The sequence below is a fragment of the Acidiferrobacter sp. genome (assembly GCF_054609335.1).
Genome location: NZ_JBTRWP010000016.1, coordinates 1 through 25,098 on the forward strand (window position 1 = coordinate 1; position 25,098 = coordinate 25,098).

25 protein-coding genes and 1 pseudogene are annotated in these 25,098 nt (G+C 62.6%); 3 read left to right on the top strand and 23 right to left on the bottom strand.

The window, feature by feature from the left end:
• Positions 1-115 precede the first annotated feature (115 nt).
• From ACYCTF_RS05860 to ACYCTF_RS05960, 21 genes are all read right to left on the bottom strand, one after another.
• Positions 116-676, bottom strand: coding sequence for an NUDIX hydrolase (locus ACYCTF_RS05860; protein ID WP_461283637.1), 561 nt, complete (start codon positions 674-676; stop codon positions 116-118).
• 3 nt (positions 677-679) lie between these two features.
• On the bottom strand, positions 680-1,294 hold the full coding sequence (locus tag ACYCTF_RS05865; protein ID WP_461283638.1) for a BMC domain-containing protein: 615 nt from the start codon (positions 1,292-1,294) through the stop codon (positions 680-682).
• A gap of 122 nt (positions 1,295-1,416) precedes the next feature.
• Entirely contained in the window at positions 1,417-2,220 is an 804-nt protein-coding gene (locus ACYCTF_RS05870; protein WP_461283639.1) for a CbbQ/NirQ/NorQ domain-containing protein, read from the bottom strand.
• A 39-nt stretch (positions 2,221-2,259) separates the two neighbouring features.
• Complete coding sequence (locus ACYCTF_RS05875; RefSeq protein WP_461283640.1) at positions 2,260-2,586, bottom strand: P-II family nitrogen regulator; 327 nt, start codon at positions 2,584-2,586, stop codon at positions 2,260-2,262.
• Positions 2,587-2,588: 2 nt separating this feature from the next.
• Positions 2,589-5,738, bottom strand: a complete 3,150-nt coding sequence (locus ACYCTF_RS05880; protein ID WP_461283641.1) for a DUF2309 domain-containing protein — start codon at positions 5,736-5,738, stop codon at positions 2,589-2,591.
• Positions 5,735-6,502, bottom strand: coding sequence for a hypothetical protein (locus tag ACYCTF_RS05885; RefSeq protein ID WP_461284652.1), 768 nt, complete (start codon positions 6,500-6,502; stop codon positions 5,735-5,737). The genes ACYCTF_RS05880 and ACYCTF_RS05885 overlap by 4 nt, the downstream gene beginning before the upstream one ends.
• 1 nt (position 6,503) lies before the next feature.
• Positions 6,504-8,195, bottom strand: coding sequence for an NADH-quinone oxidoreductase subunit 5 family protein (locus tag ACYCTF_RS05890; RefSeq protein WP_461284653.1), 1,692 nt, complete (start codon positions 8,193-8,195; stop codon positions 6,504-6,506).
• A 15-nt stretch (positions 8,196-8,210) separates the two neighbouring features.
• A complete protein-coding gene (locus tag ACYCTF_RS05895; protein ID WP_461283645.1) occupies positions 8,211-10,565 on the bottom strand; it encodes a nitric oxide reductase activation protein NorD in 2,355 nt (784 codons plus the stop codon).
• A gap of 80 nt (positions 10,566-10,645) precedes the next feature.
• Complete coding sequence (locus tag ACYCTF_RS05900; RefSeq protein WP_461283646.1) at positions 10,646-10,849, bottom strand: hypothetical protein; 204 nt, start codon at positions 10,847-10,849, stop codon at positions 10,646-10,648.
• Positions 10,846-11,469, bottom strand: a complete 624-nt coding sequence (locus ACYCTF_RS05905) for an AAA family ATPase (protein WP_461283647.1) — start codon at positions 11,467-11,469, stop codon at positions 10,846-10,848. The genes ACYCTF_RS05900 and ACYCTF_RS05905 overlap by 4 nt, the downstream gene beginning before the upstream one ends.
• 8 nt (positions 11,470-11,477) lie before the next feature.
• Entirely contained in the window at positions 11,478-11,753 is a 276-nt protein-coding gene (locus ACYCTF_RS05910) for a hypothetical protein (protein WP_461284654.1), read from the bottom strand.
• Between the two features lie 12 nt (positions 11,754-11,765).
• Complete coding sequence (locus ACYCTF_RS05915) at positions 11,766-12,203, bottom strand: ferritin-like domain-containing protein (RefSeq protein WP_461283649.1); 438 nt, start codon at positions 12,201-12,203, stop codon at positions 11,766-11,768.
• Between the two features lie 13 nt (positions 12,204-12,216).
• Positions 12,217-12,552 carry a BMC domain-containing protein gene (locus ACYCTF_RS05920; RefSeq protein ID WP_461283650.1) on the bottom strand — a complete coding sequence of 112 codons (336 nt, stop codon included), beginning with the start codon at positions 12,550-12,552 and terminating at the stop codon, positions 12,217-12,219.
• A 106-nt stretch (positions 12,553-12,658) separates the two neighbouring features.
• Positions 12,659-12,955 (bottom strand): BMC domain-containing protein, encoded by a 297-nt coding sequence (locus ACYCTF_RS05925; protein WP_461283651.1) that lies wholly within the window; start codon positions 12,953-12,955, stop codon positions 12,659-12,661.
• A 52-nt stretch (positions 12,956-13,007) separates the two neighbouring features.
• Positions 13,008-13,304 (bottom strand): BMC domain-containing protein, encoded by a 297-nt coding sequence (locus ACYCTF_RS05930; protein WP_461284655.1) that lies wholly within the window; start codon positions 13,302-13,304, stop codon positions 13,008-13,010.
• Positions 13,305-13,343: 39 nt separating this feature from the next.
• On the bottom strand, positions 13,344-13,589 hold the full coding sequence (locus tag ACYCTF_RS05935) for a carboxysome peptide B (protein ID WP_461284656.1): 246 nt from the start codon (positions 13,587-13,589) through the stop codon (positions 13,344-13,346).
• A gap of 1 nt (position 13,590) precedes the next feature.
• Positions 13,591-13,842, bottom strand: coding sequence for a carboxysome peptide A (locus ACYCTF_RS05940; RefSeq protein ID WP_065972137.1), 252 nt, complete (start codon positions 13,840-13,842; stop codon positions 13,591-13,593).
• Positions 13,839-15,413: a carboxysome shell carbonic anhydrase gene (locus ACYCTF_RS05945; RefSeq protein WP_461284657.1), complete on the bottom strand. Its 1,575-nt coding sequence runs from the start codon at positions 15,411-15,413 to the stop codon at positions 13,839-13,841. The genes ACYCTF_RS05940 and ACYCTF_RS05945 overlap by 4 nt, the downstream gene beginning before the upstream one ends.
• 54 nt (positions 15,414-15,467) lie before the next feature.
• Positions 15,468-18,005 carry a CsoS2 family carboxysome shell protein gene (locus ACYCTF_RS05950; RefSeq protein WP_461284658.1) on the bottom strand — a complete coding sequence of 846 codons (2,538 nt, stop codon included), beginning with the start codon at positions 18,003-18,005 and terminating at the stop codon, positions 15,468-15,470.
• Between the two features lie 66 nt (positions 18,006-18,071).
• Entirely contained in the window at positions 18,072-18,404 is a 333-nt protein-coding gene (locus ACYCTF_RS05955) for a ribulose bisphosphate carboxylase small subunit (protein ID WP_461284659.1), read from the bottom strand.
• Positions 18,405-18,443: 39 nt separating this feature from the next.
• On the bottom strand, positions 18,444-19,862 hold the full coding sequence (locus ACYCTF_RS05960) for a form I ribulose bisphosphate carboxylase large subunit (protein ID WP_461284660.1): 1,419 nt from the start codon (positions 19,860-19,862) through the stop codon (positions 18,444-18,446).
• A gap of 411 nt (positions 19,863-20,273) precedes the next feature.
• Between ACYCTF_RS05960 and ACYCTF_RS05965 the strand changes: the two genes are divergently transcribed.
• The 3 genes from ACYCTF_RS05965 (at position 20,274) to ACYCTF_RS05975 (ending at position 23,325) form a co-directional block, all read left to right on the top strand.
• Positions 20,274-21,194, top strand: coding sequence for a LysR substrate-binding domain-containing protein (locus ACYCTF_RS05965; protein ID WP_461284661.1), 921 nt, complete (start codon positions 20,274-20,276; stop codon positions 21,192-21,194).
• A gap of 289 nt (positions 21,195-21,483) precedes the next feature.
• Positions 21,484-22,983, top strand: coding sequence for an outer membrane protein assembly factor BamB family protein (locus ACYCTF_RS05970; RefSeq protein ID WP_461284662.1), 1,500 nt, complete (start codon positions 21,484-21,486; stop codon positions 22,981-22,983).
• A 78-nt stretch (positions 22,984-23,061) separates the two neighbouring features.
• Positions 23,062-23,325, top strand: a complete 264-nt coding sequence (locus tag ACYCTF_RS05975) for a hypothetical protein (protein WP_461284663.1) — start codon at positions 23,062-23,064, stop codon at positions 23,323-23,325.
• A gap of 130 nt (positions 23,326-23,455) precedes the next feature.
• Here ACYCTF_RS05975 and hflX read toward each other — a convergent pair.
• Positions 23,456-24,739: pseudogene (gene hflX / locus ACYCTF_RS05980) on the bottom strand (ribosome rescue GTPase HflX); the annotation flags it as partial.
• Positions 24,740-24,779: 40 nt separating this feature from the next.
• Entirely contained in the window at positions 24,780-25,046 is a 267-nt protein-coding gene (gene hfq, locus ACYCTF_RS05985) for an RNA chaperone Hfq (RefSeq protein WP_461284664.1), read from the bottom strand.
• Positions 25,047-25,098 lie beyond the last annotated feature (52 nt).

Below are 25,098 nucleotides of genomic sequence, written 5' to 3' on the forward strand. Positions count from 1 at the left end.
ACCCCTTGCATTATCTAGGGGATGATGTTTTGGCAGCGAGCCTAAGGTCTAGCGGAAAACCCCTCATGCCATGCGCGAGCCCGGGCACCAAGCCCGCGCCCGCGGGGACCGGCCCTCAAGCGAGGCGTCTATGCCAGAGCGCGCTTTTGACAACCAGCCGATGAAGAGAACGTTCGCGGTTATAGCGACCCACCTCACGCAACGGCACCCATCGAAGTTCATACGACTCCTCGTTCCCGACAAGCGGTAGGGTATCGTCTATCTCCACTACGAAGCGAATATCGAGATGCTCGTGTTCGGGATCTTGGCGCATGGCCGGTATTCTATGGATATCGATATCAAAGACCTCGGGGCAAAGAAACCGGATACCCGTGATCGGGACGCCCGTCTCCTCGCTGCACTCCCTGACCGCCACGCGCTGCACATCCTCGTCGCCATCGGCGTGGCCGCCGGGTTGGAACCATTGATCGAGCTTGCGATGGAGTACGAGCAAGGTAGCATCGCGCCGCGGATTCAGAACCCAGGAGGAGCCCGTCACATGCAGACCCTCGGCCTCGCGATCGAAGCAGTGCGGCGACTCCGAAAGCAGTCGGCAGGCACGCCGTGCGTAAGCGCCCTCCTCAGGAAAACGGCTACGGTACCGGCAAAGTGCGTCTTGCAGCTCGCGGCGGTCCATGCTTCAGGTCCAGGAGGGGTTCTGTATCGCGTGCACCGCCGCGGCCGCCGCCTCGTCGATGTCCGCCTCGCGCCCAGCGATAATCATACGCCCGTAGGCACCCACCGCGCGCACGTCGACCAAAGTGATATTCGCGGCCTTTTCCGCCTGGTTAGCGGCATAGATGATATACCCCGCAGGCTCGGTCTCCAGGATGAACATACTCTGTTCGGGGAGGATCATGGACCCACGGCGGTTCTGCCGGTTGATGAGCACAGTATGGTCCGGCATCATGCCGCGTATGATCTCCCTCCAGGTGATCCGGCAGGCCTTGCGATCCTCCTGACCCGCACCCAGGCGCGCCAAAACCGCCTGCCCTGCGTCTCGGACATCGCTCTGATCGCGATGATGGATGACCATAGCCCCGAACTCGCGCTCGATCACAAGCTGCGAGAGATGCACCCTCGTTGCCTTCAAGGCGATGTCGGTGAGCCTATGCACCGCCATGCCCGGCGACACCTCCACCCACAGCGCCGCATCCCCAGGCACGGGCAGGAAGCCCTGCGAGACGCTGCCTATATAGGCTGCGAGCTGAGGCTGGAGCGAGTCGATATAAACGTAGGTGCGAAGCTGGATCATAGGTCACACAAAACAATCGAACGATTTTAACAGATACCGATATCCCGGACTATCGCAGCTCCGTGGGCCGCAATCATCGCGAGGCGTCCCGCCTACACACCGACCCACCTGAGACCGACTCCTCAGAAGAAGGTCCCCACCGCAGCGTCGAGGGCGTCACGCATGTCTGGATCGTCGGTCATCGGCCGTACCAAAGCCATGCTGCAAGCGGCGAGCGGGTCGACGCCCTTTTGCATCAAGGATCCCGCGTAGATCAACATGCGCGTGGACAACCCTTCGTCGAGCCCGTGGCCCTTCAGATTCCGCGACCGCTCCGCGACCGATACGAGTTTCCCCGCCACATCGATCGACACTCCGGATTCGTGGGCCACGATCTCAATCTCGATCTCGCGATCGGGGTAATTGAAATCCAAAGCCCCAAACCGCTGCTTGGTCGACTGTTTCAAATCCTTCATCGCCGCCTGGTAGCCGGGATTGTAGGAAATGACTAACTGAAAATCGGGGTGCGCGTGGATCAACTCACCCTTCTTGTCCAAAGGCAGGTTGCGTCTATGGTCCGTGAGCGGGTGGATGACTACCGTCGTATCCTGACGCGCCTCGACGACCTCATCCAGATAGCAGATGGCACCCAGTCGCGCAGCCGTCGCGAGCGGGCCGTCCTGCCATTTGGTGCCATCCTTGTCAAGCAGAAAACGCCCCACGAGGTCCGACGCGGTCATATCCTCGTTGCACGCGACGGTCACGAGCGGCCGCTTGAGCCGCCAAGCCATATATTCAATGAAACGCGACTTGCCGCAGCCCGTGGGTCCCTTCACCATCATGGGCAGACGCGCGGCGTAGGCGGCCTCGAAGAGCGCAACCTCGTCGCTCACCTCCTTGTAATACGGCTCTTTCTCGATGCGGTACTGCTTTTCCAGATCAGACATGGGAGACCCTCTTTAAGTGGAATCAGCGACGGGCGACCGTCAGCTCTTGAACTTCACGAGACGGCTGACCTGAATATCGGAGACGAACACCACCCCCGTATGCTGCTCGAAAAAGGGCGCGAAGCCCTCGAGGATGGGCCGCACCAGCTCTTCGCCCACCGCGGCTATGATCATGATGAGCGCATCGTCTTCGTTGAACATGACATGGCCTTCATACATGCCATGGCTGCCCTTGCCCGAGAGGTTGCCAACGATGGTGTAGCCCTTCAAGCCCGCGCGATCCAAAAGATCCGTCGCAAACTCTTTGTGGACACCCTCAAGAATGATCTCGAGTTTCTTCAAAGGACTGAGATTCAAGGATTTCATGATTAAGCCTCCAAAACTGGGTTCGTGGACGGCGCCTGCACACTATGCGCCGTGCGCGGGTGGACGGTGAACGCGCCATCGTCCAAGACATGCACCCGATAGTCGTCCTCGGGGTCGAGGACCAAAAGCCGCACCCAGCCGCCCTTAATGAGAGCCTGCACCTTGGCGATGCGCCCGACAGTCCGCTGGGCAAATTCCAGAGGCGCCTCCACCAAGGCAATGAGCCGCAGCGGCTCATGATACGGTTGACCGTCTTTGAGTACGGTCTGGGTCGGGAGGCCCGTGCGTAGGTCGCTTTGATTCCCGGTCATCACCGCGAAACGTCCGGCGACGTTATGGTAGACCTTACTGCCACTCCCGTAGCTTTCCGTGTCGACCACTGAAAAATAGTGTTCCAGATTGATCCACTCCCCCACCACCAAGGGGCCCGTGAGAATGTTCTCCAGAAGGCGGCCACGCGGATCGAGACGATAATCATAGGACTGCAAGAAGGAGCGGCCGTCCAGATTGACTCCCTCAGTAAGACTGCGCCGACCGACGATGGCGTAGACGTTCCGCGAAAGCCCCCACTCCGGGCGCACCTGCGACCAGTCGTGGGCTTGACGTTGCGCGAGCGCCGCCGCCGCCAAAGGATCCGCTGCCAGCCGCGACCCGATCCCAAGTTGCGGCATGCGTTCCGCGGCGCAGCGGCGGCTTGCGGCGTTCAAACCGCTGCGCAGCCGCTCGAGATAAAGGAGGTGGCGTGCCGGCAGGAGATCGAGGTCATGGAGCTCGATCTCGTCGGTGGTTGTATTATGGATGGCCGGCAGGAACCACGTGTCCTCGGGGATCACGATACCGCGCTCACGCAAGCGGCGCCGAACCTCCGGCTTATTGGCCATGGTCGCCAAGGCACGGGCATTGGGCAGCCCCTTGCCACCGCCACAAGCGCCGCAATCCAGCGCTGATTCGTAGGGGTTGTTCTCGCTCTGGCTCATATGGGCGATCAAGAGCACGAAGCGCGAGAAATTGCGATCGAGGCCTATCGAGAGCAAGGCCTGGGTCACATATCGCATCTGCTCTTCAATGCTAAAGCCGATGCGCCCCAAACGTCCCATCTGCAGGCTTGTCACCGCACGATCGATGCGGTAGACACCGCGCAACTTTTCCAGGAAGTCGCGCTCCGCGGCGTCCGTCATGCCTAGCCGTTGGGCGAGCGCGCTCGGCCCCTTCTCGCGGCCTAGAGCCACCTCTCGCAGGTTCCGCACATCGTCGTCGGTGACCGTATCGCGCGGGATGCGCAACTCGCGCGCCAGCGCCCGCACGATCATGGCCCGCTGCACGGCGCGGATGATGGAATCGCCCTGTTCAGGACTCAACTTATCGAGCAAGAGCCGCGTGACGGGCTTGCCGGCGTGCAAGCGTGCGCGCCAACGATGGTAACCTAGGGGGGCGAGTGTACGCCCCACCAGGCCTAAGCTGAAGAGCAAACCCACCGCCTCCACCGCCACAAACGGCGAAAGTACCGAGGCCTTGAGCTCGTGCAAGACGTGCTGCAGGGCGTCATAGAGGGGCTCTTCCTCCAGATCCAGTCCTGCCGGTATCTCAAGGACCAGATTCTTCGGAGTCTGCATTGCCGGACAGAGATGCGCCTCGCTGCCCTTGCCAAACTCCAGATAGCCAAGCGGTATCCCAAAGAACCCCGCGATCCCAAAAGTCTGGTAGTCCCCCAAGGCCTCCAGGTGGCGGCGCATAGGCTCTGAGCGCACGTCGATGCAAAACAAGGCCTGCGCGAACGGCCGGCGATCGCTGCGCTCTTCGCTTCGGGGCCGATGGATATTGGCGACAAGCTCGTCGATGTAGTGCGACTCCATGGCCTGCAGCCACATATAGCCCTCGGTGTCCTCCCAATCCTGCAACAGCGTGAGCAAGCCATCGAGATGCGCCGAGTCGAGTGACTCAAGCGTCGCTTCCGCGCACCCGCCGACACCGCGCGCGAGTGCGCGCAGCGACGCGCCAGCGCGCTCGTTCTCCCATTGGGTGCGTGCGGCGACATAGGCCGTGGCCATGCGCGCGATCCGCGCCGAGCGCCCCCGCGCCAGGGCGTCGTCGATCTTGTGCGCCCAAGCGGGCAGCACCGTACCGCCGTGAAGCGCGTGGCGCAGGTAGGCCTGCCGTGGTTCGCTATTGAGGAGCGAAGTGACCTCGGCGGCGGAGGCCGGCGTGCCATGATGCCGGCTTCCCTCCTGAAGGAGCGCAAAGCCGAGCACCATGCGCACCGCAAGGAAGTCGACCAGGTCCGCCGGGTAGCGCTGTGCCCAATAATAATGCTGCGCACTCATGCGGTAACGAATGAAACCGGCCCACCCATGCATGCGCGTGAGCTCGTGCGTAATATAACCCTGCCACGCCTCCTCCGGGACCTCCAGCCGCCGCAGGATGTAGGCGATCATGCCCTCCGCCGTCTCCTCCTCGGCAAGCACTTGGCGCAGGTGCAAACCGCGCAGAAGAAATCGCGCATTACGGCGCGCCAGCTCCTTCCACGCCTGATAGAATCCCGCCTCGCGACCCGGTGCCTGCCACGCCGACTGCCCCTCGTCGAAGAAATCAAGGCAGCTCTTTGCGAGCAGATCATCCAGGGTCGCCCCGATCGTCGTGCCAAAGAGCGCATCCACATGCCTGTAGACCGGCGACTCCGGCGAATAGTGATGCGCGAGGATGCCCCGCAAAGACTGATCGATATCTACCTCGGACACCACGACCGCCTCGCCCTTAAGGGCGGCGGCAAGCCTCGAGCCGTTGACCCAATCCCCACCTTCCAGGCTCCTCGCCTTCTTGCAGGCGGTCGCCATATGCCAAAGCCAGGCCTCGAGATCGAGTTGCGCAGAGACATCAGCGCGAGAGGCGAGGAAATCCGCGATCCGCCGGCGCAAATGCCCATCATCGACCTTGCCCTCACGGCGATAGCGTTGATATTGCGAGCGCTCCAGGTAGCCGCGGGCGTGAAACAGGCGACTCCCTTCTGCCACCGCCTCGGGGAAGGACTTGCCCTCCAGACCATAAAGCGGATTGTGGTGTATGAAGGTGCGCATGGGCCAAAACCGTGGTATCGGCTCGCTCGCGACATATACCATGGCGCGCACCTTCAAACGGTCACCGAGCGTCAGTGTCATAACGCGCCCCCGTTCGCCGCGAAGCTCAAAGCCACGCTCGCCACAAACACCAAGGCGATCAACACGACCCCCGCGCGCCCGATGTCAGTCACCGGCTCACCACGGTAGTCGCCAAAGAGCAGATCTTGAAAGAGCCGCCCGGCGGCCCATCCCCACAGAAAGATGAGCGGTAACCAAAATGGAAGCCAGGCTACAGAAATCGATCCAAGCCCCCTCCACAGCGCGAAAAACGGCGAAAACACAGGCGTCGCGGTCAACGCGAGGACCGCAATCACGAGGCTTACCGTCATGCGCGGCATCACCGCCACCAGGCCGCCCTGCAGGCCTATATAGGCACCCCCTGCGCGTCGTACCAATACGCCGGTCAGCACCAAGGCCACCGCTGCCGGCAAGCTCCAGCCCAGCGCCATCACGCGTAACACCGAAATCGGCGCCCCCGCCCACCAGGCGAGCCATATAGTTGCAAGACCCGAACTCAAGACCAATCGCGTCCAGATACCGAGGTCGCGAGCACTCAGGGCGCGCACGGCGTAAAGCAACGCCGATACCGTCGCCACGACCATCCCCCCGTCGCGTTCCATACGCGGCCAGGCTTGGGCCGCCGGGGCCAAATGCAAGAGCGCAAGCCCGAGCTGCGGCAACAACAATGCCGCCCCCCCTTGGATGGCGCCGACGGGCAAGCTCGCCACCGCGCGATTGAAAAGCCAGCTCAATGGAAAAAGCGGCAAAAACGCGGCGGCAAGTACACACCACATCAGGCCCATATCAGCACCACCCAAGCCAAACGTTCAAGCGCCGCGACCCGTGCACGACGATCTGGCCCAGCCGCTCGTAGATATCGGCCACGTAGAGCTCGCGCGACAAGAGTGCGTAGATCCCTAAATAAACACTCCGCCCACGGCCGCCAAGATCGCGCCCCAATTCAAACGAGTCCGCGAAAAAGGTGAGGGCCCAGCCCCCCACGAACATCGCCGCCAAAAAAAGCACGAGCGCATCGAATGAGAGGCGGTGAATGCTCGCCGCATTGTAGAGCGCGAGGGTCATCTTTTCGTCGGGATATAGAAAATTGCCGAAATAATGACTGATCAGCGTATAGCCAACCACGATCACGACAAATGAAGCCAGGATGCCAAGCATGAGCCGCCAGGGGTCCTGTCGGGACATCTTGTGGGCCGCGAACAGCGCCTGCGCCCCCGTGACCCAGCCGAAGAAGAGCAGCACCACGACCCCTTGCTCGAAAAAGAGATGCTCCGCGACGAAGAAGTGCGAAAGACTCAACACCACGACCGGCACGAGCACGGTAAGACTCGCCGCCACGAGCAAAGGTAGCCGCGATGGTTTGGCCGGACGGCGCTCAATCACCGAGGTATAGATCGGATCGGGTGGAACGCCATCATGCGCCCGCGCGTCGCCTATAACATCGCCTGCCCCAAGAAACAGCGATGCCTTGAAGAAGCCGTGGGCAATCAGATGGAACACCGCCAAAGAAAAGGCCCCGAGCCCGCACTCCATGACCATGAAACCCATCTGGCCCATGGTTGAGTACCCAAGCGAGCGCTTGATGTCGTTCTGCATGAGCATAAGCCCCGACCCTATGATCGCGGTCGCAAGGCCCACCCCAAAGGTCCAATGCAGGGCCCACCCGGCGTGTTCGAACAAAGGTGCGAAGCGATTAAAGAGGAAACCGCCGGCGTTGACGATGCCAGCGTGCATCAAGGCCGAAACCGGGGTCGGCCCATCCATGGTATAGGGCAGCCAGATATGCAGCGGAAATTGCGCCGAACGCGCGAAGGCCGCCGTGGCGAGCAAAAACCCCGTGAGTTCGGGTACCGGTATCCCCCAGAGCTGCACATGGGGCGCGGCTTGGATGCGTGAAAAGATGACAGGCAGCGAGGCACTATGGTAGGTGTGGATCAGGATCAAGGCCGCGAACCATAAAGGCAGATCGCCAAACCGATATGTGATCTGGGTCCAGAACGCATAGCGTCCGGCGGCCGCCCGCCTATGGTCATGACCCAGGAGAAAATACAACAGGACGCCCACCAGGAACCACGCGACGACCAAGGTGAGGAGATCCGCTGCCGAGACCATGACCAAAATGACTGCGGTCATAAGGTCGAGGAGCGCGAAAAAGCGCGCATACCCAGGCTCTTCAACCATATAACGCACCGAATAGATGTGCACTATGAGACTGATCCCCGACACGAAAGTCCAAAGAATGAGGCTCAAAGGATCGATCCAAAGACTGCCGAAGGCCCCCAGGGGCTCGACCTGAGCGGCGCTGCCCGCGAGAATGTGGTGCACAAGCAAGGTCAGGGCAAGCACCAAAGTGATACTCATCGCAGCCACGCTCAAGCGCGCCGCAGGCCGCCTGCTGGCCCGAAAGAATGCCAACACTATGGCAGCCGAGACCATCGGCAAGACCGGCACTAAAATCGCGAGCAATCCCGTAGCCATTACGTCCTTCCCTACTTATTTCGTCATTGCTATGTAGAGCTGCGGCAGCTTCTCCGGCAACCGGTCCACGTGATCCATAACGAGGTAATTCCGCGCCCCGAAGATCCGCGAAACATATTCGTCCGCATAGGGGTCCAAGGACAAGCAGAAGGTGCGGATACCCTTGCGCGTCAACTCCTCGACCGCCTTCTTGGTGTCGAAGCGTAGATATTGCGGATCGCGTACATCGTTGTCCGCAGGCTCACCATCCGTCAACAGAATGACAAGCTTCTTTTGGCTGGCGCGCCGGTCCATGATCGTGCCCGCGTGCCGCAAGGCCGCGCCCATGCGTGTCGAGAGCTGGCCCGTCATCCCGGCCAGACGCCCCTTCACTTTATCATCGTAGGGCGCATCGAACTCCTTGAAACGATAGAATTCCACGTCATGGCGCCCGTTTGAGTCAAAACCACAGAGCATGAACGGATCACCGATGCGCTCCAGGGCCTGGGCTAACAAGGCCGCCGCCTCGCGCGCCAGCTGTAAGACCGTGACGTCACCCTCGGCGCGCGAACGCAATGTGTCATTTGTGGATTCCGACAGATCGATCAACAGCATCACCGACAAATCGCGGACGTGGAGCCGGGTGCGGATGCCGATGCGCGGATCGGGCTGCTGACCCATGCGGATGTCGCTCAACGCAAGCACTGCCGCGTTGATATCGATATCGTCCCCGTCCTCGACCTTACGCTCACGGACTACACCTTGAGGCTGCACCGCCTCGATCAGTTTCTTCAAACGCTGCACGAGGGGTTTTTGCTGCTCGAGGAAGCCGTTCACCACCTCGGGATCGCCCATTTTCGCGCGCTTCTCATAAAGCGTCACCCACAGGGGCCGCTCGAGCTGCGTTTGGTAATCCCATTCCGAATACGTCATGGGCTGGGAGATCGGTATCTTCCCCTCGCGCTCATTCAGGGTCACCCCATCGTCTTCGTAGAACTCGGTCGACAAAACCCAGACCTCCTGGGCGTCATCGCCTGCGTTTTCCACGTCAACCGTGTTGATCATCTCCATGATGCTCACATACTTACGCACCTGCGGCTGACCACCGGCGAGTGGGTCTCCGAGGCTCGCGGAAACCGGCGGAGTCCATAGGTAGCGGTTGTCGTCGCGATAGGGGATCAAGCTCGTCTCGACTGCCGGCGTGTAACGTAACCCCTCCGCCTCCGCCTGCGCGGCCAGTTCCACGGCCGCCCCCACGATGGGCGTATAACGATCGCTATCATCCTCCGGGAGGCGCCCAAAGGCCTCGCGCACCCGAGCGACCAGCGGGTGATCGTCCTCATAATCCGCATCCAGCAAGGCACGCGCCGAGCGCGCGAGGACCTGGGCAAGATCGGGCTCTGCGTCCCTATCGACCGAAACTTGTACCGTCGCAAGTTGACGCCACAGGGGATAGAGCCCCGGGAACTTGCCTATGGCGCGGCGCTCCACCCACGCGTCTTCGAGTAGACCGATCCATGGACGCTGGGCGGCCGGCGCAAGCTCGAAGCGCGCGTCGAAGCGCGAGAACACCACATGTGCGCTCGCGTGCGCGGCCGCCGCGCGGAACAACTCGAGGGCCGCAGTCCTCTCCCCCTGACCGTTTTCCCAATCGTCGTAGGCATCCGGGACATAGATGAAGTAGTCCTCGATATAGGGTCGGTAGCCCTCACGCGTCTCGAAATCGCCCGATGTGGGCCTCAAAAAGAAATCGCGCCCCCATAGCGCCCGTAGGTACATTACCAGGCGACGCTGGATGTCGATGAATAAGACACCGCGCCGTTCCTTCTGCATCACGGCCTGCGCCTGCGCGCTCGCCAGTCCGAAAAAGTCGGCTTGCGCCGCGAAGTCGTTGCGATAAGCCGAAACGCCCCACATGGCCCAGCGGCGCAGGCCGCCCAGGGTCATCTGGTCGAGCAAGACGTCGATCTTGCCGAGCATGGGCCGTACCCCTTGCGGGGCCTGCGCGAGGAGTTGATCGATGAGGAGCAAGTAACCGCGAAAGAGCTCAATCTCACCGAGCCTGCGGGCCACCACTGGACCACTTGAGAAAAACAGCGATAAGACCTGGGCGCTCGTCTTGGAATACATGCGGATGGCAGTCGAGAGCATCTCGAATACCGCTTGCTCGCCGATCTCGCGCGCCACTTGCGGTGCAGACTCGACAAAGGCGACTACGAGATCACTCCCCCGACCGAGGGCCTTCAGACTACTTGCGCCCTGGAGATAGGCCTCGAGCCCACGCGACGTGAAGACACGCGCCGCCTCGTGCCAATTTGCCTCCAGAACCTCTTTGGCATGATCGCCTAGGTCCTCGAGGAGCTCCGGGTAGTCTACCAACTGAACAGCCATGACTCTGCATCCCGTATCTTCGGTGATCAGCCTCCACGGCGCTTACGCCCGCGCCTTCCGCGGACCGCGCACGTTCCCCTTCAGTCGGGCCAGATACGCGGCGGGTTAGGGCTGCGACCGCCCCCTGCGTTCAAGTCGTCCTCCTGGGGACGCGCTTTCTGATCCCGGGGCTTTTCCGCGTGCGGCGCCGCCTCGCCCTTCTCGCCTCCGCCCGGCTTGTTGGTACCCGGCCGCCGCCGCTGGGTCTGGATGCTCGCGCTCAGTTTGTCTTCCAAGTTGCTCATTTCAGGATCTCCTCGATCAGTCGTTCGATCTCGTCCATCGCCGCCGTCGCGCGCTTGCCCATGTGGTAGACACTCAAGCCTTCCAGTGCCGCGCTACGATACACCGCCCGGCGGCCGATACACGCCGACAATACCGGCAGACCCATGGCCGCGATAGCGGATTGCGAGGCCCGCGACAGCGCGCTGTGCGCCTCGACTTGGTTCAGTACGAAATAGGCCCGCAAACGCGGCCGTTGCTCCTGCAAGTCCTGCAGCAATTCCGCGCTACGCCGGCTCGCCCAGAGGTCCAGAGGAGACGGTAACACCGGCAGCAACACGATATCCGCCTGCCCCAGAACCGCCTGAATCTCTTCTTCCCCAAGGCGCGGTGGGCAGTCGTACACTCGGTACCGATGGTCGTCATGCGTGCCCGCACAAAACGCCGCCCAGTCCTTAAACGCGATCGCGAAATGCCCCGCGCTGTCGGCCCAATTCACCCAGTCACCGAGACTGCCCTGCGGATCGGCATCCACAAGCAAGGTGGGTTCGCGCCGCGCAAGCCCCATGGCTACATTCCACGCAAGCGTCGTCTTGCCGCAACCGCCCTTACCATTGTACAAAGCGATCGTAAGCGGCGTCATGGCGGGCGTTAGTTACGCAGCCGTTGGGCGCACAGATCTGCGTTGCCCGCGAATTCCCGCAATCGGGCATCCACTTCTTCGCCTTCGAACTGAATCGTCACGACCGCGTGCGTGCGGGCGAAATTGAGGTTCGGGTAGTAACCGCTACCCTCCGACACGGTGGCCAAGCAGTCGAGAAAGGCCCTTGTTTGCGCGTAGTCCGCGAAATCGAAGCGTTTGTTCCACGTCAAGGGCCGCTTTTGCTCCGTCCAGCCCTCCGGCACCAAACCGTCATTCGTGCCCATACCTTCCCCCCCTCACCGGCGCGCCGGCAACGATGCGTAAAGCTGCTGCAAGTGGCGCAAATGGCCCTCTTCGTCAGCGCGCAGCCGTTCAAAGAGCGCGCCCGCTTCAGGGTCGCGAAGGCGCGCCGCGACCGCCGCCGCCTCCGCATACAGATCTACCGCCGCCTCCTCAAGATAAGCATCTTGCGTCAACATCTCGGCCAGGTCACGCCCCGGCCGCGGCGGCCGTAGCTGCCCCGCGCCCGGCGCGATCCCGGATAGCAAGAGGCGCTGGCTCAAGAGATCCGCATGCCCCAGCTCCTCGCGCGCCTCGTGCCGGAAACTCTCCGCCCAGTCGCCGAGGCCCCACAACGTACAGAGGCTCGCTTGCGTCAGGTATAGCTGAACCGCACCGTACTCGTGGTTCAGTGCCTGATTCAGGAACCCTATGACGCGCGGATGGGTACGCATGGCGCCTCCGCGCTCAGCTCAAGTTCCCGGTCACGTCACCGTCGCGCCCGCCGCCGTCGCCGTCAGGACGCTTAGGCAGGATGTGCTCCACCTCGGAGTGGACGCGCGCGATGATGTGGGCCGCCACTAGGCCATCTCCCACTCGTTCGCAGGCGTCGGCACCGGCACGCACTGCCGCGTTCACGGCACCCGTCTCGCCGCGCACCAACACCGTCACGTAGCCGCCGCCCACGAACTGGCGGCCGATGAGGCGCACTTCCGCCGCCTTGGTCATGGCATCCGCCGCCTCGATCGCCGGCACCAAGCCACGCGTCTCGATCATGCCCAATGCTATACCCGTCAGTGCCATTCCTGTTCTCCTCGAAGGTCTCGAACCATTCGCATCAACTGTCTCGACATCCCGTCACCAGAGCCAGGCGGCGCGTGCAGAATCTGCCAAGCCGCCTCGAGCTATATTAAGCGCTCGGTGCCTTAGGCAGGATGTGCTCCACCTCAGAGTGGACGCGCGCGATGATGTGGGCCGCCACTAGGCCATCTCCCACTCGTTCGCAGGCGTCGGCACCGGCACGCACTGCCGCGTTCACGGCACCCGTCTCGCCGCGCACCAACACCGTCACGTAGCCGCCGCCCACGAACTGGCGGCCGATGAGGCGCACTTCCGCCGCCTTGGTCATGGCATCCGCCGCCTCGATCGCCGGCACCAAGCCACGCGTCTCGATCATACCCAATGCTATACCCGATACATCTGCCATTTCCGAATCTCCTTCAACTAAACGCCATTAAAAGCCCGGACCGCGACGCCTTTTAGGCGCTCGGGGCCTTAGGCAGGATGTGCTCCACCTCGGAGTGGACGCGCGCGATGATGTGGGCCGCCACTAGGCCATCTCCCACTCGTTCGCAGGCGTCGGCACCGGCACGCACTGCCGCGTTCACGGCACCCGTCTCGCCGCGCACCAACACCGTCACGTAGCCGCCGCCCACGAACTGGCGGCCGATGAGGCGCACTTCCGCCGCCTTGCTCATCGCGTCTGCCGCCTCGATCGCCGGCACCAAGCCACGCGTCTCGATCATGCCCAATGCAATACCCGTCACCTCTGCCATTTCCATCCCTCCATACAGACCATAGCCCAAAAACCCGCCTTACGGCTCCCAAAAATCGATAATCCCACCGATGGTCAGGTCGGTATGGACCTCGAAATCCCCTTGCGCATACCGCGCCGCCGACCCTGATACCGTAAAGACCCATTTCCCGGGCGGCGCCCCCACGGGATCGGTGGCCACACTCAACTTGCCCAAACTGTCCTGAAGCACCCGCAAGGAGCTCTGCTTCAAGCCGGGCCCGCGCCGGGTCACCACTAAATCCGAGACCACGCGCATGATCTCCATGTCACTCAGGGCTCCAGTTGTCGATGATCCCAACGATAGTGAGATCTGAGGGGTATTCCTTGCTGCCCGCCGCCTCACGCGCTGCCGACGACCCCACGCAAATCACCCAATCCCCCGGGATGCATCCCACCGCGTCCACTGCCACCGACCGCGGGCCCCCTTCCTTGTCCTGCACAACCAGCAATGGCCTATGCCCCATCTCACCGATGCGGTTGGTGGACACCAATGTCTTCTCCACCCGCATGATCTTCATCTGAGCGCAACCTCCTCCAAAGCACTTCCTGGCTCTAGATCCTGAATGCTTCCATGCAGATGCAAAAGTCCGTCCTCTGCCAACCGTCCATAACGCGCACGTATCGCCTCGGCCACACGCTGGATCTTGCCTTCCACGCGCCTGCGGCTCCCAGGAACCCTCCCGTCGAAGTGGTAATGCAGCGCTACCGGGATCGGCAAACCGCGCTCCACATTCAAGTGCCGGAAGATCTTCACTCCGACATCGAGATCCGCCACTCCCTCCTCGACCGTATCGATGCGCGCGTAGTAGGCGATATTCCGAACTTGCACCGCCGGAAACCCGTCCCCTACGCTCACGAAACGCTCCCCGTGACCGTTATCCCCATACCAACCGCCGTGATACTCGGCGACGTACTCGATCTGACTCATATTGTTCACAAGCAAGGTCGCGATAAGCCTGCGCATACCGTCGTGCGGCATCCCTTCACCCTTGCCCCAGCCGTCGGTCGCGCTCGCAGCCTCGATCGCCTCGTACACCGCAAGCCGCGCCCGATCCGCGTCAAGTTCCAAGGTCCGCCGGTACAACTCCGCGTTGTCGATCGACCGATATGCGCTCAAATCGCCCTTCGCGTCCGGGATGTGGATGCGAATCGCATCCGTGTCCGTGTCCACCCCAATGAGCAGGAGGTCGGTTCCGGCCCCGCAACAAAATTCGTTCTCTATCGCAGCCCGGAACTCATTCAATCGCTCCAAGGCCGCCTCGGTCGCCGCGTGCTCGCTGCTCCCATGCGCCGCGCAGCCTTCGTGCGCCGGATCGAGCGAGCTCGTGTGATACACGGCCACCTTGAGATAGCGAGTCTGCGCATCAGCCGTGGTCGGAAACCCATCCCGGAACCGCCGAAGCTCACTATGTTCCCAATGCCGCACATCCTCTTCCACATCGAATAATGTGCCGGCGAAGGCGCTGCTGCGCACCAGGGCCGACGCGGGCATGCGCAGGATATAGGGAAAAAGACCCTTCAAGCGCCCATCCGCGCAGGCCGAGACGTTCATAGCGTGGAACCCGCAATCGACCAAGAGCCCATCCCATCCCTGACCCGCCGCGAGCTCCTCGCGGATCTGATCCGAAAACCGCGCCACCGCCAAAGACAGCGCCTGGAATACCGCGTGGGCGTACAAACTGCCCATATCCGCGCCGCGCACCCAGGCACGATCCAGCACCGACATCGGCAATTCAAAGCCGAGTCGCTCGCGCGCCACAGTCTGCGCGCGCCCTGCGAATTCCGTCCCCCGGCCCAGCGCCGCGATCTCCTGCAACGCCGGCACGATCCCGTCGAACCGCGCCTTGGTTTCCTGCTCGCACCCGAAAAGCCGTGCGTTCTCCACCCGATCCACGAGCGCGTGGCGGCACGTCCGACCCGGCAAGGTATCGCATGCCGGGTGCGCAACACCTAAGGCTTCCGCACGCATCGCCCCCGAGCGCGGCCACGTCACCTGTGACCGGGCCTGCGGCAAGCGACCCGCAGAGACGCCTGCGCCGTCGCCGCCGTGCCGCGCGCGGCGCAATAGAGCGGATTTGCGCGTGTCCATGGCGCTAGCCTCCGTGGCCGCGACGTACGACCGTCGCCCGCGGATTGGGCGTCATCATCCCCGCGCCCCGCCCGAATAGGTCACGAGTGAACCCTTACCCGTGTTCCCGCTGCTGCCTGTGACTTTGCCCTCCGGCACAGGCACGGCCAATGGCCGTTCACGGTTGCCCGCCGCCGACATGACACAGGTGCGCGCGGTGCCACGCTGCGTCGGGTTGCGGCCTTGCGCCCAGTGACCCTCGGTACCTGTCACACGACCACCACGACTCCAGTCGTCGCCCGTAATGCGCCAGGCTCCGGCGGCCGGAGGCGTCGATTCTTCGCCCGCCTCACTTGCCACAAGCTTTGGGGCCGCCTGCGCACTCAGGGCCATGGTGTCACGCGCCCGGAACTCCGGAGTCCCCGTGACCAACCCACGTGCCAAATTGATAGGCCCCGTAATGCGCGCGCCATGGTCCGCGGCGTTCCCCGTGATCCGGGAACGGCCTTCCTGTGCAGGAGCCGCCACGCTGAAGCCGCCGACCGCTGGCGGCTCCTGTACCGCCCGCGCCTCCGGGAAGGTCGCAGCGACAAAACGGCCGCTCGGCATCACGCCACCGCCCGCGGTCGACCCGACCTCGGCCTGCAACTCGCGCACGCGATTCTCAAGCTCCTCAAACCGGCGCTTGCAACCGCAGCCTCCGCCGCAACCTGCAGACTGCGTCCCGTTTTCGGCTTTTCCTGTCATGGCCGCCGCCTCATATCCGCTCATTGCCGACTCTTCGCGTCCAGCATAGGGCGTACCGGTCACGGGCAAATGCACACCCGCCTCGTTACCGGTCACAGCCTCGTCGGCCCCCAACAACGGGCCGCTCACCAGATGACCCTTGTCCGTCCGCGTCAGACCGACCTTACGCGCTCCCGCCTGCGGGGTGCTTGCGCAGGGGGCGTAGTGCTCACGCCCGTGATATACCGTTCCGGTGACGGGCCAGCACCCTCCGCGCTCGTCACCTGTCGTTTTTGGGAGTCGGTCCATCCCCGTACCGGTCACCGTCCCGCCTCCGACACCCGTCATGCGCTGCACCTTGTCGGCACCGCCGCCACAGAGTTGTGGACCGTTGTAACCCGTACCGGTCAGGCGCTGGCACGAACCAGGCTCGTTCCCTGTCACCTTTTCCGACCGATCGACGAGATTGCCGGTGATGCGTTGCCGCTTTTCCGTGTAGCTCTCCTCGACCTTCGGCGGTTCGGTGGGCTCGGGACGCGTCCCGCAGACCGACGTGAAGCTCTCGTGGCTCAAATACTCAGTGCCGGTAAGCGTGCGGCACGTGCCGGCATCGAGCCCCGTGATCTTGGTGGTTTGATCCACCGCGGTCCCCGAAACAGGCCGTCCACTGATCGTATGCGTCAAGGCCACCTTCTTTGGCGCACCGTTGATCGTCATGCGCGCCGCTCCGCCGTCGGCATACTGCGAGCCCGTGATTTTCGCGCTCTCACCCACTTCCGCGCCCGTCACCCGATTGGCCCGCGCCTCGTCGCTGCCGCTTACCGGGAGCTCACGACGCGCCGTACGGCCCACCGCGACCTTAGGGGCCCGCGTCGGCGCTTCGATCTTGCACACCGCCTGAAAGTCATCGCTACCGACATACTCGGTCCCGGTGACGGGGCGGCAAGTTCCCGCCTCATCCCCCGTGACCGATCCGACCCGTCCCATATGGGTGCCGGTCACATCCAAGTCGCGCCCCGTACGACCGACGCGCACCTTGGCCGGGCGCGGCGCCGGGCGCGCCTCACAGAAACCTGCGTAGTGCTCCGACCCCAGATACTCGGTCCCGGTAATCGTCCGGCAAGATCCTGGCTCGATGCCCGTGATGGCCCGCGTGCGATCCACCTGAGTGCCCGTCACCGGGCTCCCAGATAGTGTCGTGCCGACTTCCACCTTGGGCGGGGCTTCGGGCTTGCGTCGCCGCCCACTCGGCCGCGCCGGTTGCGCCGCGCCACGACCGTGGGTGGCTAACTCTCGACGATGCAGGCGCGCGAATTCGCGTGCGTTCCCCGTCTCGAGATAGTGCTGCCGAGCCGCCGCCGAAATGAGCCCATTGCGCACCGGGATCGCGACCTTGCCACGCTGCGCGACTGACCGCCGCCGCGCCTTGCACAAGGCGCGCACGCCCGTCTCACGCCACCCAAGCGCCTCCGGATTGCCCTCCGCGACCTCGCAGATCGAATCCATCAACGCCGCTTCCTCGCTAGGCGCCACGACCTCGGTCTCCTTCGGCTTCTCGGGCTTCGGGTCCTCGGCTGCGGGCATCGAAGCCGGAGCAACGCTTGCGGCCCGCTCCTTGGGATCCGACCAACACTGGGCCCCCGCGCAGCGCGCCGCGCGGCGCGCCCGCGCCACCTCGCGCCCACGGGGCTTAGCTGCCTGCGCCTCGAGCGCCACCGGTTCCACGGCGGTCGCCGGTGCGACCCTCCGGTTCACCTCCGGCTTCGCCTGCTGCGCCCGGACCGCCGCCTTTCCCTGTCCGCGCGTCTTCTGCTCGGCTTGGCGCCGGCGCATCTCCTGCGCTAACGCCCGGCCGTGGAGTGGCCCGGATGAGGATAAATCAGACATAGTGTCCCCCTATGCGGCCCAGAGTCCGGCCAATGCCCGGACCTGGCCCACTGATCTCATCGTGTCTCAGGAACCCCTGTGCACCACGAACGACAAGCCCTGGCTCTGGGTGTAGTTGTCGTACCCGATCAACCGGATCGAATGGTTCGGGTACTCCCGGCGACAAGCCTCGATCTCCGCGAGCACCACATCGGCGTTGCGTTCACCGAACATCGGCAGCTTCCACATATACCAGAAATACGTAAAAGGACGGCCCGCTTCTATATGCTCAACCGCCGGATTCCATCCTTGCGCGATCATGTACTGGATCTGCGCACGGGTCTGCTCCGCGGAGAACGGGGGGAGATACGAGAACGTCTCGTATCGACGAGCCTGCTTGTACTCTTGCACATCGGCCATAGCGACCTCCTTACTGAATAGCGTGTCTGATCCCGAAAATTAGCGGTTCTGGACGTCGAGTTTATCGACCGTGTCGAACTCGAACTTGATCTCCTTCCACGTTTCCAAGGCGATCTTGAGCTCTGGCGAATGACGCGCCGCGTTCGTCAATATGGTCTTTCCTTCCTTCTCGATCTCCACGCCGCGGTTACGGGCCTCAACGCAGGCCTCGAGGGCCACACGATTGGCCGCCGCACCCGCCGCGTTACCCCACGGATGCCCCAGGGTGCCGCCGCCGAACTGCAGGACCGAGTCGTCCCCGAAGATCTTGACCAGAGACGGCATGTGCCAGACATGGATACCGCCCGAGGCGACCGCGAAGGCGCCCGGCATAGAGCCCCAATCCTGATCAAAGAAAATGCCACGGCTGCGATCTTCCGGAACAAAGGATTCGCGCAGAAGGTCGATCCATCCAAGCGTCGAGGCGCGATCGCCTTCGAGCTTACCAACCACGGTGCCGGTATGGAGGTGATCGCCGCCGGACAGGCGCAAGGCCTTCGTCAGCACACGGAAATGGATACCGTGGTGCGGGTTACGGTCAATCACCGCATGCATGGCGCGGTGGATGTGCAAAAGCACGCCATTCTTGCGGCACCAGCGCGCAAGCCCGGTATTCGCGCAGAAGCCGCCCGTGAGGAAGTCATGCATGATGATCGGCATGCGCAACTCCTTCGCGAACTCGGCGCGCTCATACATCTCCTCCGGCGAGGGCGCGGTGACGTTCAGGTAATGCCCCTTACGTTCGCCGGTTTGCGCCTCGGCGTTATGGATGGCATCGGCCACAAAGAGAAAGCGATCGCGCCAGCGCATGAACGGCTGCGAGTTGACGTTCTCGTCGTCCTTGGTGAAATCCAGACCGCCGCGCAAGCCCTCATAGACCGCGCGCCCGTAGTTCTTGGCCGACAGGCCAAGCTTGGGCTTGATCGTGCAGCCGAGCATGGGACGCCCATACTTGTCCATCTTGTCGCGCTCGACCTGGATGCCATGCGGCGGACCGTTGCAGGTCATCACATAGTGGAGGGGGAAGCGTACATCTTCGAGGCGCAGCGCACGCACGGCTTTGAAGCCAAACACGTTACCGACGAGGGACGTGAAGACGTTTACCACCGACCCTTCCTCGAACAAGTCGATCGGGTAGGCGATGAAGGCGTAAAAGGCGGTATCGTCTCCTGGAACGTCTTCGATCCGGTACGCGCGACCCTTGTAGTAATCGAGGTCGGTCAGCAGGTCTGTCCACACGGTCGTCCACGTACCCGTGGATGACTCGGCCGCCACCGCCGCCGCCGCCTCTTCCCGGTCAACGCCGGGCTGCGGCACGATCTTGAAACACGCTAAAATATCCGAGTCCAACGGCACGTAGTCCGGAGCCCAATACGTCTGGCGGTACTCCTTGACGCCGGCTTCATACTTTCCAGCCATAATCCCTCCTCAAGTAACGATCAATCCGACCTGCAAAGCGGTATTGGGCGCCCAATGTACAAAGGTCGAGCCATAAGGCCAAGTAAAAAAAACTTAATGTTATCTTTTACTAAACCATAGCCCTGCCTGCCGGGACATCGCGTGTCGAAGGCGCGCCCCCAGACGCCCCAAGGCGGGCGCCTCGGGACCAACCGCACTCGGGGGACACACAGAAAACAAACCCTGCTCCCTGAATCCCTCGCTCAAAACCCCCCGCTGCGGGCCCTGAGGTGATGTAAGGGGCAAAGCCGCGAGGCCCGCGCCTACGCCCCGGGATATCGTCAGCGGCCGGACTGGGGACCAACTTTACAGAATCCGCGCTATTTATTATTATTAAACGCACAATCTCATACGTTAAGATATTCTATAGACATGCTGCTGCGTCGGGTCACGCTGCACCAATTGAAGATCTTCCTGTCGCTCGCGCGCCATTTGAACATGACGCGTGCCGCGGAAGAGCTGCATATGACGCCCGCCGCCTTATCCATCCAGATCAAGCAACTGTCGGGCACCGTCGGGGCGCCGCTGCACGAACAGATTGGCAAGCGACTTTTTCTGACCGAAACCGGACGACTCGTCTACGCGGCCGCGCTCGATGTCTATGATCGTCTGGAGCGCCTGGCGACGGAAGTTGCCGCCGATCGCGCCCTCGAACGCGGGAGCCTGAGGCTATCCATCATCACCACTGCCCAGTACTTCGCTCCACACTTCCTTGGGGCGTTCTGTAAAAAGTATTCAGGAATCGAGGCGACCTTGGAGGTGGCGAACCGCGACCAGCTGATAGAGCGCCTGAAACAAAACCTGGACGATCTCTATATCATGGGCCAAGCCCCCGATCATTTGAGTGTCGTCGCACGCCCCTTCATGGAAAACCCGCTCGTGCTCCTCGCACCCGCCGATCACCCGCTCGCCTCGCAGCGAGACATAGAGCCCGAGCAGCTGGCCCAGGAGCCTTTCATCATGCGCGAGCCGGGTTCCGGCACGCGACTCGCGGCTGAGCGGTTTTTCGAAAAGCACAACATACGTCTCAAGATCCGCATGACACTCGGCAGCAATGAAGCGGTCAAGCAGGCGGTGGCTGGAGGACTGGGCTTATCGGTCTTGTCCGGACACACCCTCACCCTCGATGCCGCCTCGGGCGCGTTTGCGGTCCTTGATGTGCGCGGCTTCCCCCTGCGACGCCAGTGGTATGTTATCTACCCGGCTGCCAAACAAATCTCGCCCGTGGCGCGGGCCTTCCTGGACTACATCACCAAGGAAGGCGCCTCGCGCAGCCCGGCGACTGGAGACTGAGCGGCGTCTCCGGACAGAGCGAGCACAAGAGGGGTCCAGCGGGCTTAACGGGCAGGCTCAGAACCCAAACGCCAGACAGGAAAGAGCCTTTCTGGCCGCCGCCCATCCCGCCTGGGCGCAACACCTGTTTCTCGCGCCGAGCGCCCCTTTCGGAAGAGCCGGCTGCAGGCGCCGTGAGATCGCCCGGCAAAGCGCCACTCCTGACTACCCAGCCCCTGCTGCCCGGGCTTTCGTCTCGTCCGCGATGACTTGTCATACGCTACCGTATGGCAAGTCATGGAGGACCACTATGTCGAACACAATGCGATTCCTCACGGGCCTCGCCGCCTCCACCCTGCTCCTAGACCCGACAAGCGCAACGGGCGCGCTCGTCCCGGGCTCTGGGCACGGCCCTTATGCGCGCGTCTTCTATCCCAAAAACCTGCCTCCCCCGGCCGATCGCGTCGGTTTCCCGCAAAGATGGACACACGCCTATGGCAATCCTCGCCACAACGCCGCCTACCCCGTCCCGACCGGCGCGCCCGCCTGGCTCAAAAACGGTGTCACCTGGCACTATGCGGAGGCCAGAGCTTGGCCGCTGTCCCGCCACGAGCCGTACGGCGCCAAGGTCTACGGTGAGCGGCTCGCACTAGCCACCATGACACAGTTCTACGGAAACGCCCTCGGTGTCTCGGCGGTTGACGGCATCATCTACGCCGAAAGTGATGACCAGTTCGTCTATGCGCTAAATGCCCGCACGGGTCGATTGATCTGGCGCACAAGTCCGGTCGGCAACACCTTTATGGGTGACCCGTTGGTATCCGGCCATATTGTCTACGTGACCGTCGGCAATGTCGGTTTCAACTTTTCGAATGTTCAGCGCTACTCCCAGAAAACCGCAGCACGCGGCGCGGGGGTGAGCTATAACGGGGTCTACGCTCTCGACAAGACAACCGGGAAACTCCTCTGGCATTTTGGAACGATGGGCGCGACCATGCCCACACCCGCCATCGCAGACAATAGGCTCTTCATCGACACGGGCTCGGGCGACATCTATGCGATCAACGCACAAACCGGCCACCAGATTTGGATCAAACGCGCCGGAGGCATCGCCAACATGTCGAATCCGGCCGTCTATCACGGACATGTCTACGTTGCCCTGTCGGTCATACCCTATCTGTATTGCCTGTCCGCCCAGAACGGGCATGTTGCCTGGAAGGCCACGATCCGCCGTGCGACCAAACCCGGTCTAGGCGACGTGTCCCCGGCAGTCGCGCGTGGCGTGGTCGTCATGGACGCCGTGGGGGTCGTCCCGTCGCACGGCGGCCACACGACACTCACGACTATAGTGCGCGCCTATAACGCCGAGGACGGGCATGTATTGTGGACCCATGTCATGGGTCCGGGCCCCAAACCTCCAGCCTTCAAGGGCGGCGTGCCGATGATTCACAAGAACGTCGTCTACATCGGCACGCCGGTCAACAATATCTACGAGGCCTATAACCTGCACACGGGCCGGGTCCTCTGGACGTGGCACATCCCCAAGGCGGGCGCCGCCGGGGCCGGCCGCGGGCCCGCGACCTACTATGACCACAAGCTCTTCATCAGCACGGGTCCGCGCCTCTTCGTCCTGAACCCGCGCACCGGCCGCCTGATCGGTCAAAAATATCTTGGCGGCCGCTTCGGCATCGTAAACCCGGTCATCGTCGGCGGCACCCTATATCTCGACAACTCCTGGGACTGGGTCATGGCCCTCCCGGTAGCGTCCGTGATCGGGCACAAGCCCGTACATCGACAGCTGTCGCCTTAACCTAAGGGTTGACGCGCAATTGCGGAAAAAAGGCTATGCTTTTATGGCTTGCCGTAAACACTCAAGAGAGAGCGCACGATGACTCATGAGATATTGGAGAATGACCACGAGGTGCCAAGCCGAAGCCCGCTTCCCAACGCCGTGAACTGGGCGCTCTTTCGTAGGCGTCGAGAGGCCGAGGACTACCTCGCGCGCGTCCGCCTTAATGCCGGTCACGAACTCATAGGCGGACATAGCCAAGACAGCATAGGGGATTACTGGTGGGTCGGGGTGCGCGTCCCCTCAATTTCCACATGGGGTCACCCGCAGGCGGTCAATAAGCACGGCCGTCACGGCGACTGACACGGCGAGCTAGAAGCGCGCGTCGCCCCGTCGCACCGCACAGGCCCGCCTACGAGGGCCCGAGCCGAGAGGTTCGATGTGTCGGAGAAGCCCCGTTAAACCGATGGGCGTCACGCGCGAGCGCGCGCACTCAAGCGTGCCCGGCGCACACGGGCTCGCCCTTCTCCCCGACCGCAGGGATGTACGTCACTTCGGCACCTTGCTCGGCTGCGATCCAACGCCCCGCTTCGCGCGACATCTCAAGCGTCATGAGCAAGCTTTCCCCATCGACCACCTCACTCAATACCGTCCCGGCACCATACAGACGAGACCGCAGGCGTCCCTCGGAGAGCGGGATGCGGACCTGGGCGCGCACGCGCTGCGGACCAAGCCTTTCACGAATGGCGTCCAAAAGGAGATCGAGCCCGACCCCGGTGCGCGCCGAGACGAACACGCGCGCAGCCTGCCCGAACCCGTCGCGCTCCAAGCGCGGCGCGTCATCCAAGACATCGACCTTATTCATGACGATGAGTCTCGGCACATCCTCGGCCCCAATCTCGGCCAACACCCGATCGACCTGCTCCACATAGGCGTGATGCTCCGGATGGCTCGCGTCCACCACATGCAGCAAGAGGTCGGCAAACTGCACTTCCTCCAGTGTTGAGCGGAAGGCGGCGACTAGGCCATGGGGGAGGTGACGAATGAAGCCTACGGTATCGGCGAGGATCATGGCGCCCGCCTCCGGGAGCTCCACGCGCCGCATAGTGGGATCCAAAGTCGCGAACAAGCGATCGGCAGCGTAGACATCCGCACCGGTCAAGACGTTGAAGAGTGACGACTTGCCGGCGTTGGTGTAGCCCACGAGTGAGACCGTGGGGACCACCGAACGCTGACGAGCCCGACGACGCATGAGGCGTTGCCGGCGCACCTTATCGAGCCGTTTGTGGAGAACGCGGATGCGCTCGCCGATCATGCGCCGATCACTTTCGAGCTGGGTCTCGCCCGGACCGCGCAGGCCGATACCGCCCTTTTGGCGCTCAAGGTGCGTCCAGCCGCGTACAAGTCGAGTCGCGAGATGCTCGAGCTGTGCGAGCTGCACCTGCAGCTTACCTTCATGGGAATGGGCGCGTTGCGCGAAGATGTCGAGTATGAGCCCCGTGCGGTCGAGCACGCGCGCGCCTACCACCCTCTCCAGATTGCGCTCCTGGCCAGGCGACAGCGCCGCGTTCACCAAGACCAGCTCGGCGCCCATGACAGCCACCAGCTGGCGCACCTCTTCGGCCTTGCCGGAGCCCACATAGGTCGCGCTATCGGGCTGCTGACGCGCGCCTTCCACGACCCCCACGATCTCCGCGCCCGCCGAGACTGCGAGCAGCCTCAGCTCCTCGAGGTCTTCCTGCTCCTCGGCGTCCGCTAGCCGCAAATGCACCAAGACGGCGCGTTCACGGCCTTTGGCTTCGCCGAGGCTTTCGAGATTACTCGTCGCCTACCCCCTTGTCCGCCACCGCCTCGTCCATATCGAAACTGAACTTGACCGGTCGGCTGGGAACGACCGTGGAGATCGCATGTTTGTAAATCATCTGGCTCACGGTGTTCTTTAACAACACCACGAACTGATCAAAAGATTCGATTTGCCCCTGTAACTTGATACCGTTCACCAAAAAGATCGAAACGGGTACATGCTCCTTCCGTAGAACATTCAAATAAGGGTCTTGTAAAGCCTGCCCTCTATGCTGACTCATGACAGTTCTCCTGTTCTTCTGTAGTAACGTTACTGACGCGTTGGCCGACCCC

Excerpts from the sequence above, each read along its gene's own strand:
- ACYCTF_RS05920 (WP_461283650.1), bottom strand. The coding sequence starts at position 12,552 with ATGGCACTGACGGGTATAGCATTGGGCATGATCGAGACGCGTGGCTTG.
- ACYCTF_RS05860 (WP_461283637.1), bottom strand. The coding sequence starts at position 676 with ATGGACCGCCGCGAGCTGCAAGACGCACTTTGCCGGTACCGTAGCCGT.
- ACYCTF_RS05900 (WP_461283646.1), bottom strand. The coding sequence starts at position 10,849 with ATGAGCAACTTGGAAGACAAACTGAGCGCGAGCATCCAGACCCAGCGG.
- ACYCTF_RS05895 (WP_461283645.1), bottom strand. The coding sequence starts at position 10,565 with ATGGCTGTTCAGTTGGTAGACTACCCGGAGCTCCTCGAGGACCTAGGC.
- ACYCTF_RS05925 (WP_461283651.1), bottom strand. The coding sequence starts at position 12,955 with ATGGCAGATGTATCGGGTATAGCATTGGGTATGATCGAGACGCGTGGC.
- ACYCTF_RS05930 (WP_461284655.1), bottom strand. The coding sequence starts at position 13,304 with ATGGCAGAGGTGACGGGTATTGCATTGGGCATGATCGAGACGCGTGGC.
- ACYCTF_RS05935 (WP_461284656.1), bottom strand. The coding sequence starts at position 13,589 with ATGGAGATCATGCGCGTGGTCTCGGATTTAGTGGTGACCCGGCGCGGG.
- ACYCTF_RS05965 (WP_461284661.1), top strand. The coding sequence starts at position 20,274 with ATGCTGCTGCGTCGGGTCACGCTGCACCAATTGAAGATCTTCCTGTCG.
- ACYCTF_RS05940 (WP_065972137.1), bottom strand. The coding sequence starts at position 13,842 with ATGAAGATCATGCGGGTGGAGAAGACATTGGTGTCCACCAACCGCATC.
- ACYCTF_RS05870 (WP_461283639.1), bottom strand. The coding sequence starts at position 2,220 with ATGTCTGATCTGGAAAAGCAGTACCGCATCGAGAAAGAGCCGTATTAC.
- ACYCTF_RS05950 (WP_461284658.1), bottom strand. The coding sequence starts at position 18,005 with ATGTCTGATTTATCCTCATCCGGGCCACTCCACGGCCGGGCGTTAGCG.
- ACYCTF_RS05975 (WP_461284663.1), top strand. The coding sequence starts at position 23,062 with ATGACTCATGAGATATTGGAGAATGACCACGAGGTGCCAAGCCGAAGC.
- ACYCTF_RS05945 (WP_461284657.1), bottom strand. The coding sequence starts at position 15,413 with ATGGACACGCGCAAATCCGCTCTATTGCGCCGCGCGCGGCACGGCGGC.
- hfq (WP_461284664.1), bottom strand. The coding sequence starts at position 25,046 with ATGAGTCAGCATAGAGGGCAGGCTTTACAAGACCCTTATTTGAATGTT.
- ACYCTF_RS05910 (WP_461284654.1), bottom strand. The coding sequence starts at position 11,753 with ATGGGCACGAATGACGGTTTGGTGCCGGAGGGCTGGACGGAGCAAAAG.
- ACYCTF_RS05905 (WP_461283647.1), bottom strand. The coding sequence starts at position 11,469 with ATGACGCCGCTTACGATCGCTTTGTACAATGGTAAGGGCGGTTGCGGC.
- ACYCTF_RS05865 (WP_461283638.1), bottom strand. The coding sequence starts at position 1,294 with ATGATCCAGCTTCGCACCTACGTTTATATCGACTCGCTCCAGCCTCAG.
- ACYCTF_RS05915 (WP_461283649.1), bottom strand. The coding sequence starts at position 12,203 with ATGCGTACCCATCCGCGCGTCATAGGGTTCCTGAATCAGGCACTGAAC.
- ACYCTF_RS05880 (WP_461283641.1), bottom strand. The coding sequence starts at position 5,738 with ATGACACTGACGCTCGGTGACCGTTTGAAGGTGCGCGCCATGGTATAT.
- ACYCTF_RS05955 (WP_461284659.1), bottom strand. The coding sequence starts at position 18,404 with ATGGCCGATGTGCAAGAGTACAAGCAGGCTCGTCGATACGAGACGTTC.
- ACYCTF_RS05890 (WP_461284653.1), bottom strand. The coding sequence starts at position 8,195 with ATGGCTACGGGATTGCTCGCGATTTTAGTGCCGGTCTTGCCGATGGTC.
- ACYCTF_RS05960 (WP_461284660.1), bottom strand. The coding sequence starts at position 19,862 with ATGGCTGGAAAGTATGAAGCCGGCGTCAAGGAGTACCGCCAGACGTAT.
- ACYCTF_RS05875 (WP_461283640.1), bottom strand. The coding sequence starts at position 2,586 with ATGAAATCCTTGAATCTCAGTCCTTTGAAGAAACTCGAGATCATTCTT.
- ACYCTF_RS05970 (WP_461284662.1), top strand. The coding sequence starts at position 21,484 with ATGTCGAACACAATGCGATTCCTCACGGGCCTCGCCGCCTCCACCCTG.
- ACYCTF_RS05885 (WP_461284652.1), bottom strand. The coding sequence starts at position 6,502 with ATGGGCCTGATGTGGTGTGTACTTGCCGCCGCGTTTTTGCCGCTTTTT.